This is a genomic window from Siphonobacter sp. BAB-5405 (assembly GCF_002872335.1).
GTDB lineage: Bacteria > Bacteroidota > Bacteroidia > Cytophagales > Spirosomataceae > Siphonobacter.
Map to the genome: position 1 here is coordinate 222,125 of NZ_NJAG01000045.1, position 15,769 is coordinate 237,893.

15 protein-coding genes and 1 riboswitch are annotated in these 15,769 nt (G+C 49.6%); of the genes, 7 read left to right on the forward strand and 8 right to left on the reverse strand.

Features of this window, described 5'->3' with window-relative positions:
* Nucleotides 1-73: 73 nt before the first annotated feature.
* The 5 genes from BWI97_RS23670 to BWI97_RS23690 form a co-directional block, all read right to left on the reverse strand.
* Nucleotides 74-688 (reverse strand): hypothetical protein, encoded by a 615-nt coding sequence (locus BWI97_RS23670; protein WP_102203070.1) that lies wholly within the window; start codon nucleotides 686-688, stop codon nucleotides 74-76.
* Between the two features lie 41 nt (nucleotides 689-729).
* Entirely contained in the window at nucleotides 730-2,190 is a 1,461-nt protein-coding gene (locus tag BWI97_RS23675) for a RagB/SusD family nutrient uptake outer membrane protein (RefSeq protein ID WP_102203071.1), read from the reverse strand.
* A 7-nt stretch (nucleotides 2,191-2,197) separates the two neighbouring features.
* Nucleotides 2,198-5,449: a SusC/RagA family TonB-linked outer membrane protein gene (locus tag BWI97_RS23680; RefSeq protein WP_102203072.1), complete on the reverse strand. Its 3,252-nt coding sequence runs from the start codon at nucleotides 5,447-5,449 to the stop codon at nucleotides 2,198-2,200.
* On the reverse strand, nucleotides 5,446-6,441 hold the full coding sequence (locus BWI97_RS23685; protein ID WP_102203073.1) for a FecR family protein: 996 nt from the start codon (nucleotides 6,439-6,441) through the stop codon (nucleotides 5,446-5,448). Before BWI97_RS23685 ends, BWI97_RS23680 begins: the two co-directional genes overlap by 4 nt.
* A gap of 140 nt (nucleotides 6,442-6,581) precedes the next feature.
* The gene (locus BWI97_RS23690; RefSeq protein ID WP_102203074.1) at nucleotides 6,582-7,151 is read right to left on the reverse strand and encodes an RNA polymerase sigma factor; all 570 of its coding nucleotides are present in this window, start codon (nucleotides 7,149-7,151) and stop codon (nucleotides 6,582-6,584) included.
* A 279-nt stretch (nucleotides 7,152-7,430) separates the two neighbouring features.
* Here BWI97_RS23690 and BWI97_RS23695 point away from each other — a divergent pair, with 279 nt between their 5' ends.
* Together BWI97_RS23695 and BWI97_RS28505 are read left to right on the forward strand one after the other, a co-directional pair.
* Nucleotides 7,431-8,435, forward strand: coding sequence for a PepSY domain-containing protein (locus BWI97_RS23695; protein WP_233207985.1), 1,005 nt, complete (start codon nucleotides 7,431-7,433; stop codon nucleotides 8,433-8,435).
* On the forward strand, nucleotides 8,432-8,656 hold the full coding sequence (locus BWI97_RS28505) for a PepSY domain-containing protein (RefSeq protein WP_233207986.1): 225 nt from the start codon (nucleotides 8,432-8,434) through the stop codon (nucleotides 8,654-8,656). The genes BWI97_RS23695 and BWI97_RS28505 overlap by 4 nt, the downstream gene beginning before the upstream one ends.
* Before the next feature lie 234 nt (nucleotides 8,657-8,890).
* Here BWI97_RS28505 and BWI97_RS23700 read toward each other — a convergent pair whose 3' ends face one another.
* Nucleotides 8,891-10,012 carry an NADH:flavin oxidoreductase gene (locus BWI97_RS23700; protein WP_102203075.1) on the reverse strand — a complete coding sequence of 374 codons (1,122 nt, stop codon included), beginning with the start codon at nucleotides 10,010-10,012 and terminating at the stop codon, nucleotides 8,891-8,893.
* Nucleotides 10,013-10,202: 190 nt separating this feature from the next.
* On the opposite strand from BWI97_RS23700, the gene BWI97_RS29320 reads away from it, so the two are divergent.
* Entirely contained in the window at nucleotides 10,203-10,349 is a 147-nt protein-coding gene (locus tag BWI97_RS29320) for a winged helix-turn-helix transcriptional regulator (RefSeq protein ID WP_146011008.1), read from the forward strand.
* Nucleotides 10,350-10,407: 58 nt separating this feature from the next.
* On the opposite strand, the gene BWI97_RS23705 is transcribed toward BWI97_RS29320, so the two are convergent.
* Nucleotides 10,408-10,818, reverse strand: a complete 411-nt coding sequence (locus BWI97_RS23705; RefSeq protein ID WP_102203076.1) for an N-acetyltransferase — start codon at nucleotides 10,816-10,818, stop codon at nucleotides 10,408-10,410.
* A gap of 536 nt (nucleotides 10,819-11,354) precedes the next feature.
* Here BWI97_RS23705 and BWI97_RS23710 point away from each other — a divergent pair.
* From BWI97_RS23710 to BWI97_RS23715, 3 genes are all read left to right on the forward strand, one after another.
* Nucleotides 11,355-12,437: an acyl-CoA desaturase gene (locus tag BWI97_RS23710; protein ID WP_102203077.1), complete on the forward strand. Its 1,083-nt coding sequence runs from the start codon at nucleotides 11,355-11,357 to the stop codon at nucleotides 12,435-12,437.
* A gap of 64 nt (nucleotides 12,438-12,501) precedes the next feature.
* Nucleotides 12,502-12,636: a hypothetical protein gene (locus BWI97_RS29020; protein WP_255158028.1), complete on the forward strand. Its 135-nt coding sequence runs from the start codon at nucleotides 12,502-12,504 to the stop codon at nucleotides 12,634-12,636.
* A gap of 198 nt (nucleotides 12,637-12,834) precedes the next feature.
* A complete protein-coding gene (locus BWI97_RS23715; protein WP_102203078.1) occupies nucleotides 12,835-13,920 on the forward strand; it encodes a glycosyltransferase family 1 protein in 1,086 nt (361 codons plus the stop codon).
* A 19-nt stretch (nucleotides 13,921-13,939) separates the two neighbouring features.
* Here the strand turns inward: BWI97_RS23715 and BWI97_RS29025 are convergent, their stop codons facing one another.
* Nucleotides 13,940-14,065: a hypothetical protein gene (locus BWI97_RS29025; RefSeq protein WP_255158029.1), complete on the reverse strand. Its 126-nt coding sequence runs from the start codon at nucleotides 14,063-14,065 to the stop codon at nucleotides 13,940-13,942.
* 751 nt (nucleotides 14,066-14,816) lie between these two features.
* Here BWI97_RS29025 and BWI97_RS23725 point away from each other — a divergent pair.
* On the forward strand, nucleotides 14,817-15,365 hold the full coding sequence (locus BWI97_RS23725; RefSeq protein WP_094815897.1) for a hypothetical protein: 549 nt from the start codon (nucleotides 14,817-14,819) through the stop codon (nucleotides 15,363-15,365).
* A 61-nt stretch (nucleotides 15,366-15,426) separates the two neighbouring features.
* Nucleotides 15,427-15,683, forward strand: a riboswitch (cobalamin riboswitch).
* Nucleotides 15,684-15,769 lie beyond the last annotated feature (86 nt).

Here is a 15,769-nt window from a genome sequence, read left to right on the forward strand (position 1 = left end):
CTTCCCGAAAACCCATGAAAAGCCTTCGGGAAGTAATAAAGAATCGCTACGGTTAAATGCAGTACGAGGCTACTTAATTGAGACTTAATGCGTCCACGCTGATTTTGTAGGTACGCGAGACTTTCGCCGCACCGCCAATGGTCGTTTCGTTGAAATGCACCACCAGATCCATCACTTTGGTTTGGGTATCATACGTACCCTCTCCGCTAATACCAATTTTGAACGGAGCACCGTCTTTACGCGAAATGGTCACGTCCTGAGTTAGTACTTTGACTTTACCCTTCGTGGCACCAACGGCATCCGGAAAAAATTGCAGGACTTTTTCAGCGTTAATTTTTGCTTCCTTGATGTTGTTGGTACCAATCTGAGTCGCGTACAGGGTAACCATTCCAAAAAGATTAACGCCGCTGTCTACCACGTTGGGGTTCGTGAAACCAATGTAGGTAGGATCACTAGCCGGAACCGTTGAAAAGTGGGAAGCAATCCGGTTGGTCCATTTTCTTGCGGTCGAATCGTAGCGATACACGTAGGGCTGGTAATACTGATCGGTTTTATGGAAGACCGAAACGACATCTTTCGAAGCCTGCTCTTCAGCTGGTTTTTCGGGTTCGATGGAATTATCCTTCGAGCAACTGTTCAACAATAAAAGGCCGGCCATCAGGAGGGAAAGGAAGCGAAACAACTTCATGGTGAATGTAGGATTTGTAGTAAGGAATTGAAATGAACGAATTAATACCCCGGATTCTGGGAAATGAGCGGGTTGACCAGCACCGTTCGGGCGGGCAGGGGAAGGATGTAAAAGTGCGAGGGATACGGCAAACTACACCGCAAACCCTGGCAATCCTGTCGAAGCAGCGGCTGGTGCGTACGTGAAAGGTCTAGCAGTAGGAAGCCTTCAAAACACAACTCTTTCCGGCGTTCGAGCCAGATCAGCTTTAGAGCCACCTCGGCATCAGTGCCCTGCAAGGGTACCGCAGCCGTATCGGCCCGCGTCCGGATGGTATTCAGATCCTGGTAGGCCTGGCTCAACTGGCCCAGGCGGGCGGCTGCTTCGGCCCGGATCAGGTAGAGTTCGGACAAGCGGATGACTTTTACACCCGTTGCATTGGCCTCTCCCCGGGCGTACTTTTTACTGAAAGAATATTCGCTACCCGCCATGGTAAGGGTGTTGTACAAGTGGGCTTTGCCCCGCACGTCGGTGGGCGAGTACAGTTGCAATAAGTCGTTGGTGGCGGCCATTTGCAAATAGGTAGTAGAAACACCCGCCGTGGTCGCATCGAAGTAACTGCCCAGGCTCGTACCCGTATAATTGGCCGGAACAGAGACTTCGAAAATGGCTTCCGACGTATTCTTCTGTGACCAGGATTCCACGTAATTCTGATTTGTATACAGGCGATAGGACGCACTGGTAATGACGGCGTTGGCCTGCTTATACGCCTGCTGGTAATCGGCTTTGTGGAGGTACACCCGGGCCAGCAGGGCCCGTACTACGGAGGGGTTCATGTAGTTTTTGGTACTGCCCGAACTCCAGATCGCCGTACTGTTTTCGAAAAGTACCAGCGATTGTTCCAAATCCGCAAGGATTGCTGCGTAACATTCCGCCACACTGGCTCGGGGACGCTGCGATTCCGTCACTAAAATGGGTTTCAAATTCAGGATGATACCCGGATGCGACGCATCTGCTGTATACGTATAGGGCTGGGCGTACAACTGGACCAGATCGAAATGAATCATTGCCCGCAGTGCCATTGCTTCGGCTACGAGCCGCGTTCGTGTACGTTCGGAGCCATTAGGAATCTGCGGAGTCCGGGTAATAATGTTATTCAAGTTGTTGAGAATTGCGTACAACTGGGCGTAGGTACTGTTCATGCTCCCGGCGTCGGGATCGGCCGTAAAGTTGTACACGTCGCCTAGGATCTGCCGGTTGGTCGCCGAATACTTGAGATTGCCCCCTGCGAGGTCGGGATAAAACGTCCGGTTTCCGTTCAGGTAATTACTTTCAAACAGCGAACGATAGGCTCCGCTCAGGGCCACCGTAGCCGACTCAATGTCCTGAAAGGTTTCTTCCAGTGAAATTTTATTTTGAGGCTCTTTATCAAGCAAAGCCTGACAACTGCCCAATACCGCCAGCAAGCCCAGGACTCCCAGTTTTCGCACGAGGCGTTTGTACGATGGTATGAAAGAAAACATGATGCGTTTACAAACTAAGATTTAAACCTACACTGAGCGTACGGGCTTCGGGAAAGGCAAAGCGGGTTTCTCGTACGCCATTACGTCCCGTGGGACTTTTGTCCTTGTAGCAGTACGCAACGTTGGTAACATTGAGGAAGGCGGAAACACCCTGCATCCGAAGCCGTCTGCTCAAGGCGGAAGTCAGACTGTAATGGAGCGTAACGTTGGAAAGCTTCAGGTGCGTCAGATCCTGTAGGTACCGGGAAGAGTTGGTTACCAGTCCTTTTTCAATTAACAACTTCGAGACGGGTGCTACATCCCCGGGTTTCTGCCAGCGATCCAGCAGATTGACACTCATGTTGGAATGCTGTATGTTCCTTCCATCGCCCATAAATTGGGTGGGTTCCATCCGATTTTCGCCCAGGTTATATAGAATATTGAGCGTCAGAGAGAATTGCTTGTAGCTCAGTTCGTTCACCCAGCCCCCCTGAGCTTTGGGCAGGCGATCGCCCAGCACGACGTAACTCGAACGGGGATAGGTGCGAATGGTGGTTCGGTCCACGACAGAGCCATCGGGAGCGTAGAATTGCTCATTACCCGTCTCCGGATTCACGCCCGCCCAGCGAATCCCCCAGATCGCCGTGGTACTGTAGCCTTCCCGAATGGCGGCGTTGGCCTCGCTCGCAGTAGAGGCCGGGTCGCTGTACACGGAAGTAAAACCCTGATTGTACTGCAAAATCCGGTTGCGGTTAAAACCCGTCGTCAGCGTCGAACGCCATTTAAAGTGCTTGCTCTGAATGAAGTGCGTTTGCAGCGTGATATCAAAACCCTGATTACGCATATTAGCGGTATTGTAGGAAATGCTACCATAACCCGTTTCCAGCGGAACTTCTACGTTGGAAATCAGGTCGTGGATCGTATTCTGATAATATTCCGCCGTAATTGAAAGCCGGTCAAACAGCGTAAGATCCAGTCCCAGGTTGAGTTTCAGGTTTTTTTCCCAGCTTAAATTGGGGTTGGGAGCGGAAGAAGTTTCCGGTACGGCAGCTACGTAGCCGTTATAATTGCCATAACTAAAATTGTACAGACCCCGGGCGGCATACGAGCCAATGCGGGAATTGCCCGTTGAGCCGTAGCTGGTTCGAAGTTTCAGAAAAGTAAATGCCGGATGATTTTGCAAAAACGGCTCCTTGCTGATAATCCAGCTCAGACCGACGGCGGAATTAAGGGCCAGGTTGAAATCACTGCCAAACATGGACGACTGATCCGCCCGGATGCTGCTGGTAAACAGGTACTTTTTCTTAAAATCGTACGTAGCCTGAGTGTAATACGAAACAGTTGCATTTTCCTGTCTGGAAGAAGAAGCGGACTGGCGGGTAGCCTGGCTGATCTCCCGAATGCGATCGTAGGTAAAGTTCGTGCCTGATCCGGCCAGTAACACGGTTCGCTGGTCCTGGGCTTCCAGTCCTGCAATCACCTGCACGGAATGCTTCTGTTGGAAGGTTTGGGTATACGTACCCTGCAGATAGCCCAGCCAGCCCAGGGTCTGCCGATCAAAAATCTGTAACTGTCCGCCTTTGGTACTACCCGTCGCGTTTTTGGCTGAATCGTAGCTTACATCCTTACTCTGCGAAAAATTAGTTCCGATGGTTCCCGAAATCGTAAAGTTCGGGGCAACCGCGTAGTGCAGATTGGCGTTGCCATTAAAAGCCAGTGCATCGGTAACGGCCTCATTTTGAGCCAGCACGGCTAAGGGGTTGGGCACACCCAGTAAGGTCGTAAAGTTCCCTTCCGCATCGTAAGGCGACAGGTTAGGGGGGAGGTACGCGTTGTTTTTGAAGTTATCGAGTCCGCTTTTTTTAATAATGGTCGGTGATAGTGTTACGCCTAGTTTAAGTTTCCGATTCAGGATACTATTTACCTTCAAGCTCAGATTGATCTGCTGCAAATCATTCTTCAGTGCACTGGCCTGCTGGTAACGATAGCCCGTTGAAAAGCGGTAGGTCGTGCCTTCCTTACCCCCCGAGACATCCGCATTGATCGCCGTGTAGGAAGCATTCCGGGTGGTAAGGCCCAGCCAGTCGGTATCAATTGTAGAGCTACCGGCCTGGGCGGCGGCCTGCGATTCCGTGAAACCACTGTTGAGCAAGGCTTCCCGTTTGAGTGTAAAATACTCCGGACCACTCAACAGCTTCATGCGGTTGATGAACGTTGACACGCCCCGGGAGACGGAGACGTGAGCCGCCGTCCGGCCCGCTGAGCCTGCTTTGGTGGTAATGATGATGACTCCGTTGGCCGCATTGGCTCCGTAAATGGTAGTCGCCGAGGCATCCTTAAGAATGGAAATAGAGGCAATATCCTGCGGATTGATACCCGCGATGGGGTTAATCAGCGTTTCACCGGAGAAGATTTGAGCGGCATCGCCGCGTTCCTGCTCCATGATGGGGATACCATCGATGACAAACAGCGGTTGCGTCGAGGTCGTTCGCGTACCACCAACGGGTGTAAGCGTACCCTGACCACGAATGTTGATTTTCACGGGTGTACCCAGTTGCGTCGTCGGTTCCACGTATACGCCAGCGGCGAGTCCTTCCAGCATTTTGTCGAAGCTCTCAATGGGTCGATACGGTTGTAATTCTTTCGCGTTGATCTGCGAAATGCTACCGATTACCTCCTCTTTGGGTGTGCCGTTGGTATAGGCATTGGTGATGACCAGTTCATTCATTTGCCGGGATTCGGGTTCCATTTCGATATCCAGCGTGGACGATGAACCCAGGGGCTGGGAAAGGATCGGCTTCATGCCCACCATCCGGAACTCCAGCCGGGCCTGGTTCAGGTCCACGGCCGAAATCGTACCCGTGTAGTAGCCTTCCGCATTGGTAACGGCCAGCACGCGTCCCGTTGACGAACGCACCGATACCCCCGGTAAGGGTATTTTCTCGGACCGATCCATGACCCGGCCGCTCACGCGTCGCTGGGCCTGCGTCCGTACCAGAATGCGATTGCCTTTTTGCAGAAAAGCCAGATTGCTGAGGCTGGACAGGTCCCGTAAAATGACCGGGAACGGCCCCGTACTGTTGAAATCAAACCGGCGTTTAAGGGGAATATCCTGGGCGTCGTAGTGAAACTGAACGCCCGCCTGTTTTTCGATTTCTGAAAAAATAGTAGTCAGGCTGGCTTGCTGGAGTCGTAGGGTAAGCTGCTGGGCTCCCGCCTGATTCCATATGCCAAAACTAATCCAAAGGGCTACAAGCAGCCCAGGTACCCGTGTAATCATTGCTCCGCTCTTAAATAAATCGTACGCTGATGGATGCTATAAGTCAGGTGTTTAGAGAAGCAAATAGTTTCAAGGACCTGGCGAACGTCCTCCCGGTGGAAGGTGCCCGTATACTGCCAGGGTTGGGTTGGATGTTGGAGAATCAGTTGGTAGCCGTAGGTTCGCTCCATGGCTTCCGCAATGGTTTTAAAATCAGCATTTCTGAAAACCAGATAGTCGTCCTTCCAGCCGCTGACGGCCAGCGAATCGAAGCTGGTTTGCCTGAGCTGCTGCCGGGCTAGCTGGTACACGGCCTGCTGGCCCGGCAGCAATTGAAGCTGTTGATGAAGCGTATCTTCCAGTTGTACTTTTCCTTTGAGTAAAGCCACCGAAATCTCCGACTTTTGTGGGTAAGCTGACACGTTAAATTCAGTTCCGAGTACCCGGGTTGTTAACCCGCCGGTACGCACCAGAAACGGTTTCTGGGCATCATGGTGGATGGAAAAGTAGGCTTCTCCCTCAAGTCGAATTTCGCGGGTGTTTGAAACAAAAGCCTTAGGGTAATGAATGGTACTGGCGGCGTTCAGAATCACCGTACTGCCGTCCGATAAGGTCAGTTTGGTTTTTTTGCCATTCGGGTTCGAATAATGTACCCATTCCGTAGGCGGTGTTTTCGTACGGGTTTCGCGGTTTACGTACCAAAAACCCACTCCCAGACTTACTACCAGCAAAATCGAAGCGGCAATGAGCCAGGGTTTTCGTTGGGGCAACTGTACCGTCGGGGTTTCGTCGATGTAGGCCTGTAAACGGTCTTTTTCCTGTTCAAACTCCAGGGCGGGCAATCGTCCGGTCAGCAGATCAAGCAGGCTTTCGGCCGCTACGACTTCATCGAGCTTCTCCGGGTGCGTGCGTATCCAATGCTCCCAGAAGGCAACGGCCTCCGGGTCGCTTTTCAGATAGTAAGCCAGAAAGGATTCGTCGGCGGCAAAGTCTTCGGCCTGGTAATGATCCATGGTTGACTGCGTTTGAAAACCAGTGCAGGAAAGCAGTCATTTTTACCGGTGGATATTGAATTATTTTTAAAATATCAAGACAAAGTGCTGTATAACAGGCTATTGGATAGGTAAATTTTTAGAAAAGAAAAGTACAAGCCTTACCGTACCAGAAAGAAAAGGAGTAGGCTCATCAGAACCTGTACGTGTTTGCGAAGCGTTTTCAGGGCTTCGGATATCTGATTGTATACGGTGCGGGGCTGCACCTGTAGCTGCTCGGCAATCGACTCGTAGCTGAGTTGTTCGTAGAACCGAAGGCGGATCATTTCCCGCTGGCCGGGGGTAAGTTTGGTTAGCAGCTGCTGCATGCGAAGGCGGTTGCCCTCGTCGGTTTGCTGGTCCATGAGCACCTCTTCGTAGGAGCGTTCGCTGGGCTGAGGCGTCGTCACCTGAAGCGAATCGAAGGAAAACGATTGCTCTTTCAGCAATTTCCGTTTGAGGTAGGTAAATAGATAGGACTTGATCTGTGTTACTTCCGGCAAGTGAAATCGGCGGTCCCACAATTCACAAAATAATTCGTGAATGGCATCTTTCACGAGTTCGCGGTCCGTACTAACCCGGCAACCGAACGTATACAAGGCCTGGTAATAAGACTCGTAGAGGCTTAGAAAAGCGGCTCGGTTGCCTTTTCGGAGTTGATTCCAGTAGGTATGTTCAGTCGTGTCAGCCATTGAATGGCCGCAAAAGTAGTGAAATTATTTATAATCATTATAAATAGAAAACAGATCTGCCCGGATCCGGGCAGATTTTCTGGTGAGAAGCGGCTCTTTTACGTGGCCGCCGGGCTAAATATAGGCAGGATTAGTAAAATAAAGGTTATTTAATTTGGACTAAATACAAATAGCGTTCTAGTTTTGTAGCTGTTGAGAAAACAGACGCACGTTTCCCGACGCACGATCCCATTCTCTAAGGCCCGGTTTATACCCATCTTAAATTTCTTTGTACAACCAATGTCCCTGTTTCGAAAAGTTAACAACTGGCTCCATTTGTGGTTAGGACTCATTTCCGGTGTCATTGTCTTCATTGTCTGTATCACCGGATGTATCTGGGTGTTTAACGATGAAATTACCGCCCTGCTGGAGCCCAACAGTCGCATTGAAAAACAGAACAAACCCGTTCTCAAACCCTCGGAACTCAAGCAAATCGCCTCAAACGTGTTTCCGGGTAAACGCGTCGTGTACGCCATTTACCGCATGGGTCGGGCTGCCGAGGTTTCGCTGGGCGAAGGACGTCGGGGTGATCACACCGTCAGTTTGAATCCCTATACGGGTGAAGTACTGGGCAAGAAGGTGCTCGAAAAAGATGGAACGGACTTCTTCCGCTTCATTCTCAACGGTCACCGGGCGTTGTGGCTGCCGTATCCCATTGGTCGGCCCATTGTTAATTACGGTACCCTCGTGTTTGTGGTGTTGCTGATTACGGGACTGATCTGGTGGTATCCCAAGAAATGGAATAAAAGTACGATAGATAAGAGCTTCAAAATAAAGTGGGGAGCTTCATTCAAACGCCTTAACCTTGATCTGCACAACGTACTCGGCTTTTACTCGTTACTATTTTTACTGGCCATTGCCATGACGGGTATGGTATACGGCATTGAATGGTACAGTAAAGGCTTGTACTGGGTTACTTCGGGAGGCGATCATCTGCCGCCTTTTGCCCGGAATAGCTCAGATACGTTACAAGCCCAAAAATTCTACACCGTGGATCAGGCGATGGACAAGGCCTGGAATACGGTCATCAGCCGTCATCCCGAAGCGGAAGGATTTTTCTACAGCTATCCAAGTCCTAAAGACGCCAAAGCTCCGATTTCCATCACCATTTACCCGAGCCGTACGCATTTCTACGATAATCAGGGGTACGCCTTCGATCAACATACACTCAAGGAATTTCCGAAAGATAAAATCTATGGCAAGCCCTTTGCTGAAGCTTCCACCGGGCTCAAATCCGCCGTATGAACTATGATATTCACGTGGGAAGTGTACTGGGCTTTCCGGGAAAAGTACTAGCCTTCCTGGCCAGTTTAATTGGAGCTTCCCTGCCGGTTACGGGTTTTCTGGTCTGGTGGAACCGCAAAGGTTTTGGTAAAGGGAAGGGTAAGAAAAAAGCGAGTGGTGACCGTACATTGCGTCCGGCGAATGCCACCCCGGCCGCCGGCCGACGTTTAAACCCGTCATGAACCATACCCGCCAGACACTTCCAGAAAATAGCTAGTCGTTTGCAGCACAAAAGCCCCTCCGGTTCAAGTACCGGAGGGGCTTTTTCGTTTACCAACCCTCAGAAAGAGCCGATGGATTCCATAAGATGCTTAAGCTAACCTATATACGGAGTGAGCTGACCGACATGATGTTGTCCATACCTGACAGAGTGCTTTCAACCTCAAATCTGAAACAACGCTCAAACCTCAAACCCCTCAGACCAGCGTAGCCAGCGACTGATTATTGAAACCGCTTAATTCATCCAGGCGTCCTTCCCGAACTTTCTTCACCCAGGTGGGATCTGAAAGCAGCGAACGTCCGATAGCCACCAGATCAAAATCTCCACGATCCATGCGGCGAAGGAGTTCATCAATCGAACTGGCCTGAGAGCTTTGACCCTGGAAGGCACCCATGAAGTCGCTGTTCAGGCCAATGGAACCTACCGTGATGGTGGCTTTACCCGTTACTTTCTTTGCCCATCCGGCAAAATTCAGGTCTGAACCTTCAAATTCGGCTTCCCAGAAACGGCGTTGTGAGCAGTGAAAAATATCTACACCGGCATCGGCCAGCGGATTCAGCCAGGCTTCAAGTTCCTGGGGCGTTTTAGCCAGCTGAACCGTGAAATCCTGTTGTTTCCACTGCGATAATCGCAAAATGATGGCGAAATCATCGCCTACGGCCGCCCGCATCGCTTTCACGACTTCCACACCAAAGCGGCTCCGTTCGGCCAGGGTTTTTCCACCAAAAACGTCCGTGCGGGTGTTGAGGCCTTCCCAGAAAAACTGATCGACCAGATAGCCGTGGGCTCCGTGAATTTCCAGGGAATCGAAACCCAGCCGCTTGGCTTCCGCCGCGGCCTTAGCAAAAGCGGCGATGGTATCAGCAATGTCCGTATCGGTCATGGCGACCCCGCCCGTCTGACCCGGCATAACGTAGCCTGAAGGACCTTCGAAGGGTTGGGAAGGCAACCAACCCGACTGGCTGGGTTGCATCACGCCCATGTGCCACAGCTGGGGAGCCATGGCTCCACCGGCCTGATGTACGCCATCAATAACTTTTTTCCAGCCAGCAAGGGCTTGGTCACCGTAAAAATGAGGAATGCTGGGTTCGTTGGAGGAGGCAGGACGATCAATGACCGTACCTTCCGAAAGAATAAGACCAACTTCTCCTTCCGCCCGGCGGCGATAATAAGCCGTGACGTCATCCGTTGGTACACCCTGGGGCGAAAAGGCCCGGGTCATGGGAGCCATAACGATACGGTTCCGCAGGTGTAATGATTTAAGATCGAAAGGGCGAAACAGGGCCTCTACCTTTTCAAGGTCTGCAAGGGTTTTCATGGGAATGTACGGTTAATATCTAGGCGTATTCATTAGCCCCACAGTTTCCTGTGGGGCTAATGAATACGCAAAACGGGATGCATAGGTTCCTGAAAGCAAGTAGGGATAGTTTAATTAGCTAGTGACAAATTTGTCACCATACACAAAAAGGTGTGTACGAACGCAAGGATCCCAGGCAATACACCTGCGGATGGCGGTTACGGGAGAAATTATTGATGGTAAGTGGAAGCCAGCAATTATTTTTTGCCTGAGTGGGGAACTTCGGCGACCCAGTGAATTACAGCGGAGCATACCGCAGGCCAGTCGCCGGGTACTTAATGCTTGGGGTCTTCAATAGGAGCAGGCGTTTGAAAAAATTTGGAAGGGAAAATGCTCCATGCCCGGAAGAGGCCGCTTCAGAATCTTAATTCTAAAATGAGTTGATGTTTACACTGAATCTGGTTTTCCCAAATCGGTTGAGGATAGGCTTCGAGAAAATAGTTGTAGCGGACGTCGATGAGATCAAAGCCCACTCGCTGATAGAGAGCGAACTGATTAATGCTGGAATTGCCAGTCTTAATGAGTACTCGAGGGCAGTCTTGTTGGCGGGCTACTTCTATCAAATGGAGCAGCAGCATTTTACCCCATCCCTGGCCTTGGTAGGACGGAGCAATGGCCAGGTTGACAATTTCAGCTTTTTGCTCCTGAACTTGTAATAACCCCACACCTTGTGTTTCCCCCTTAAGTTTCAGTAGATAAATTTGACTCAATGGCAAGTATTCCCTAATTAGTTGCGGGTTTTCATCCGCTAACAAAAGCAGATCCATGGGTAAAGGCTCGTGGGGCTGGAGGGGAGTAATCGAATAGAGCACACGTTTAAGATTAAAAAATAACTAAACCCAAAGGTACACACGACAAGCTTCGTCTGTACGCAGCGGGTGATTCAACGAAGCATAGCTAGGCTTGAGACTTACGCTTGCTCTCCCTCGTACAAACGAACTATTTCTGATCCTGCCGTTTTATTTAAGGGTTTTATGAACTTAGTGTAGTAGTTACTCGTTTTACTACTACACTAGCGAATTTCCAAACGAGAAAAGGGGCTAGTAGTATATTGCCTTTAATGGCCTATTGCGTTCTTACACTGCTTCGGCTTGGGTTGGCAACCTGACTCGCTTCGGTTAATCCAAGATCTTTATCTCCCTTCATGGATACTGGTGTACTGGTTCAAAGGATTCAGCACCGTTACCTCTTACGATCTATTTAATGTACCTAACCTCCGCTTAAACTTTGCATGCGGATGAATTACCTGATTTACTAAGACATCAGATCCCTTTCATCGAAAGGTTAGGCTAATGCTATCCTTATGCAAAACCAGTTAAAATTTACCAATACGAATCGTTCGCAATTTTTTGCTACCGTTCGTCAACGCGTGGATACTTACTTTAAAGACAACGGAATTTCACCTCATGCCAATTCAGCCATGTGGTGGAAAGCGATTTTCTTTCTGGGCGGGTTTTTCCTGCTGTATGGACTCCTGCTTTCCAACCAGTTTAACGTCTGGGTGATGCTGGGCTTTGCAGTGGGGTTGGGAATGTTTGCGGCTTTTATCGGTTTTAATATTTCACATGATGCTTTGCACGGTGCTTTTTCTTCCAAAAGTTGGGTAAACCGGATCTTAGGGGCCAGTTTTTATCTGGTCGGAGCAAATCCGTACGTATGGAAGATTACGCATAATATTGTCCATCACACCTATACCAACATTCCCGGCCACGATGAGGATATTGAAATTGCTCCCGGTCTGATCCGGGTGGATACGGACGAGCCCGTACGGCCCTGGCAACGGTATCAGCACTGGTATGCATTTGCTTTGTACTCACTGGCGTCTTTGTCCTGGGTGTTTCGGAAAGATTATATCAAGTTTTTCAAAAAGCAGATTGGTCACCATGAAAACCAGTCACACCCGAAACGCGAATACGTCAAGCTGTTTGCTGCCAAGCTGGCGTACTATTTCCTGTTCCTGATTTTACCCTATCTGGTTCTTGAGCTGAGCTGGTGGCAAATTGGTATTGGCTTTCTGGTTATGCATCTGGTTGAAGGAATCGTGCTGGGCTTAGTCTTTCAGTTAGCCCACGTTGTGGAAGGTACATCCTTCCCCGTTCCTTCAGACAAAGGAGCGATTGAAGAGGCCTGGGCCATTCACCAGTTACGCACCACGGCGAATTTTGCTCCACGTTCGGCGGTGGCTGCCTTTTTCTGCGGTGGCCTGAACCGTCAGATTGAACACCATTTGTTCCCGAAAGTGTGTCACATTCATTATCCGGCTCTTACTCATCTGGTTAAGCAAACGGCCGCAGATTTTGACCTGCCGTATCTGGAAAATCGAAGCTTCTTTTCGGCCTTGCACTCCCATTACCGTTTACTAAAACTACTAGGGCGTCCGGCCTGATCCCGTACCAGCGGAAGCCTGACCCTGCCGTAGGGATTTTTTGCTCACCTATAAATGAAAAACCATGTTACAAATCGCCCAGTCCGTAGGTTGTGTTGTTGCTTATCTGCTTGTAAAGATGGATTGGAATAGTCTTCGCGAGCGTACATTCCGACCCGTACTCATTCCGGATCGCATCCGGATGAGCTGGAATAAATAGCAGCTATAGTCGCGTAATGTCCCGGTTCGTGCAGGAGTAACCTCTTGTACGGACCGGGATTATTTTTTGCCCGAAAACCAGAACGCCGTAGCTGGGCATAGGCCAATAAAAAGCCCACGTGGCGTTTTTTTACTACCTTGCTTTTTTTTTGAGTTCAATCGTGTTCCAGGGCGGGTATGGAAGAAACCCACAGAAGGGATGAGTAGAAAAATTTTAGTTACCGCCGATCAGATTGCTACATCGAGCACAGGTTTGTATCATTTTGCCTTCGAACTGATTAAACAGCTTCAGGTACATCAGACCGACGAGCTGGATTTACAATACCTGATCCCCCGGTCATTTACGAAAATAAAGCCCTTTGGGGAGGCCCATTACCGAACCCGGGGTGTGCTTACGAATTTGCGGTGGAAGAGTATTCCGGAGTTTGATCTGATACATTTTACGCAGCAAAATCCGACGCTGCTCAAGCCCCATAAAATCATTGGTCGGAAAATCCTGACCATTCATGATTTAAATTATCGCTACGAATATCCCGTTGATTCGGCTCCTTACCGGCATTTTCAGGCTCAAACTCGCCGGTACCTGGATCAGGTGGATGCCATTACCACCATTTCTCAGTACGCGGCCCGTGATATTGCCGAACACCTGCAGTACCCACTTGATCAGATTCGGGTCATTTATAATGGCGTAAACGTATCGACTATCCCGGCGGAAGAGCTGGCTTGGCACCAGCCCGGTTTCCGGCCTGAACGCCCTTTTTTATTCACCGTCGGGACGGTGATGGCGAAGAAAAACTTCCATGTTTTGCCAGCCATGCTGGCTAATCTGGACTACGACCTGATCATAGCCGGTCGAATCGACGACCATAGTCTGGAGTACTATAAACTGATCAAACGGGAGTGTGAACGCTTTGGGATTGCCCCCGGACGCGTGCATCTGCTGGGCGAAACGTCAGAGATTGATAAACACTGGTACTACCAGCACTGCAGTGCTTTTGTGTTTCCTTCAATTGCTGAGGGCTTTGGACTGCCGGTTCTCGAAGCCTTTAGCTACGAAAAGCCCACGTTTTTATCCACGCATACGGCCTTGCCAGAAGTAGGGGGGGAAGCGGCGTACTACTTTGACAGTTTTCACCCCGATCGCATGAGTGAAGTAGTGAAGCAGGGACTAACCGATTTTCCGTATTCGAATAAAATTCAACTGGCTCGGGATCGGGTGACTGAATTTTCCTGGGAGAAAGCTGCTCAGGCGTATCTGGCGTTGTATAAGGAGATACTTCGGTAATGATTCGCCGGGAGGCTGATTAGATGGCCCGGCGAATCCACACACTCAGATAGTAGCCCCAGATCAAGGCCAGGATTACAATCACCGCGTAGGTGATAATCCACGCCCAGTTCCAGGAGGACATCTTTTCAAATAGTTTTTTCATTCGTACATGCAGCGTAACAAACGTAGCGACAGACGCGACATTCGACCCCGCAATATAAGCCCCGCTTTTTAATGCGAAAGGCCAAAAATTGATTTCTTGGGGCTTTTTCTGCGATTTCACTGCTTTTGAACGAGATAGGTAAGGCCTTTTATTACCCGGGAAAACGACCCGAATAGTCGTCAATAACCTGGGGTTTTAGATTAATACTGGTACTAAATCTCGTAAAATCAGTCGCTTACTTATCAAAAGAAAGCTTTAGCGATCTAAAGATTAGGTTTGTAATAAAAAAGCTAGCTATTTGGTGGCGTAAACACTTTACGTTCGGGGCCCTAGCGGTTTAATAAAGGGTGCCGCGAAACTTTGGTTATAGTAAACCCTAACTGGTCTCTGGTTAGGGTTTATCATTAGGAAAAGTGTGTAGAAAATAGAAGTAGTAAACCAAAAAAAAACTCCCCCATGAAGCACGAGAGAGTTTTGTGTTCAACCTTCAACCTATCTACTTCAAAAGTACAGTCTACAGCCCTTAAACAGCAGTTTATTCTACGAATCGCAGGCTTTTTGCTTCCAATCGTACCTTCTGCTCGTTAAGCGTTTGGAGGGGATTACGAGTGGCCAGGGGCGGTACGGTTATAACGGGATTATTCCCCCTTTACAACGTCTAAATTCAGCTCTATTTCCCCCGGTTACTTCCCGGTTTAAAACTATTCCGTTACCTTGTTATAAAGGTTGGTAAAGAAACCTTTTGATGCCTATGAAAGCGTTTCGTTTATGGGGTGGATTACTTCTTTTGCTGGGACTCCTATACGGCGTTCAATACGTCTATCATCGCTGGCAACGGCCCTGGGCTTACGACTCGGCAACGCCCCGGCTGGTAGGGCACTGGTTCGGACCGTTTAAAGATCCCGATGGCGTTCCAAAAACACTTGAGCTGGAAATTTTTGAACCAGAAGTGGACTGGTTGTATCGGCGACGCCATCGGAAAAATGATCAAAATTTTAAAGGACTGGCCCGGGTAAAAAGCCGACTGGGTATGGAACAATACCGCGTTGAAGGGGTCATCCGGAATACAAAGCAGCAGACCCTGAACCGTATTACCTTTTTATTTCAGGACGAACAAACCCGGCTGCGTAATAATTTTAATCTGATGACTGCAGAGGAAGGCGGTAACTGGGAATCTGAAGCCCTGACCCTGACGCTTACGTTCCGGTATATCACCGAACGTGGAAGTGCCTTCTCCAGCAGCAATGATCTTCGTTATACAACGACGGTTCCGGTCCGTCTGAAACGGATGAACCCGTAACCCTGAAGTAATATTGAGCGGAAAAAATAGGCTTGGCTCTGTTGAATCCTGCAAATTGTCGTACTTTCGCGGCTCAATTGGTGCCCAGTGGATCACTCATTGGGCTTAAAAGGGAATCCGGTGTAACTCCGGAGCAGTACCCGCTGCTGTAAGTTCCGAACGAGTCTAGTGTTTTGAGTTTAGAGTGCAAAATAACTCTAAACCCCAAACTCAAAACTCCCAACGTTTCTCAACGATACAAACCACTGTGCCTTCGAGCATGGGAAGGGGTTGAGAAAGGAACGAGCCAGAAGACCTGCCATTGAAATCATACCAACGTGCTTTCGGGAAGAAAAGCAGGAGGCTAGCCTAATCGGTGAGGAGACGCTTGCGTCATCCTCTAGCTTTGTTTTCCCGTAAGCAAT

Bases quoted from the DNA above. Each gene is read 5' to 3' on its own strand.
- BWI97_RS23670 (WP_102203070.1), bottom strand. From the start codon at position 688: ATGAAGTTGTTTCGCTTCCTTTCCCTCCTGATGGCCGGCCTTTTATTG.
- BWI97_RS23680 (WP_102203072.1), bottom strand. From the start codon at position 5,449: ATGATTACACGGGTACCTGGGCTGCTTGTAGCCCTTTGGATTAGTTTT.
- BWI97_RS23675 (WP_102203071.1), bottom strand. From the start codon at position 2,190: ATGTTTTCTTTCATACCATCGTACAAACGCCTCGTGCGAAAACTGGGA.
- BWI97_RS23685 (WP_102203073.1), bottom strand. From the start codon at position 6,441: ATGGATCATTACCAGGCCGAAGACTTTGCCGCCGACGAATCCTTTCTG.
- BWI97_RS28505 (WP_233207986.1), top strand. From the start codon at position 8,432: ATGAACTATGATATTCACGTGGGAAGTGTACTGGGCTTTCCGGGAAAA.
- BWI97_RS23715 (WP_102203078.1), top strand. From the start codon at position 12,835: ATGAGTAGAAAAATTTTAGTTACCGCCGATCAGATTGCTACATCGAGC.
- BWI97_RS23700 (WP_102203075.1), bottom strand. From the start codon at position 10,012: ATGAAAACCCTTGCAGACCTTGAAAAGGTAGAGGCCCTGTTTCGCCCT.
- BWI97_RS29020 (WP_255158028.1), top strand. From the start codon at position 12,502: ATGTTACAAATCGCCCAGTCCGTAGGTTGTGTTGTTGCTTATCTGCTT.
- BWI97_RS23725 (WP_094815897.1), top strand. From the start codon at position 14,817: ATGAAAGCGTTTCGTTTATGGGGTGGATTACTTCTTTTGCTGGGACTC.
- BWI97_RS23705 (WP_102203076.1), bottom strand. From the start codon at position 10,818: ATGGATCTGCTTTTGTTAGCGGATGAAAACCCGCAACTAATTAGGGAA.
- BWI97_RS23690 (WP_102203074.1), bottom strand. From the start codon at position 7,151: ATGGCTGACACGACTGAACATACCTACTGGAATCAACTCCGAAAAGGC.
- BWI97_RS29320 (WP_146011008.1), top strand. From the start codon at position 10,203: ATGGCGGTTACGGGAGAAATTATTGATGGTAAGTGGAAGCCAGCAATT.
- BWI97_RS23710 (WP_102203077.1), top strand. From the start codon at position 11,355: ATGCAAAACCAGTTAAAATTTACCAATACGAATCGTTCGCAATTTTTT.
- BWI97_RS29025 (WP_255158029.1), bottom strand. From the start codon at position 14,065: ATGAAAAAACTATTTGAAAAGATGTCCTCCTGGAACTGGGCGTGGATT.
- BWI97_RS23695 (WP_233207985.1), top strand. From the start codon at position 7,431: ATGTCCCTGTTTCGAAAAGTTAACAACTGGCTCCATTTGTGGTTAGGA.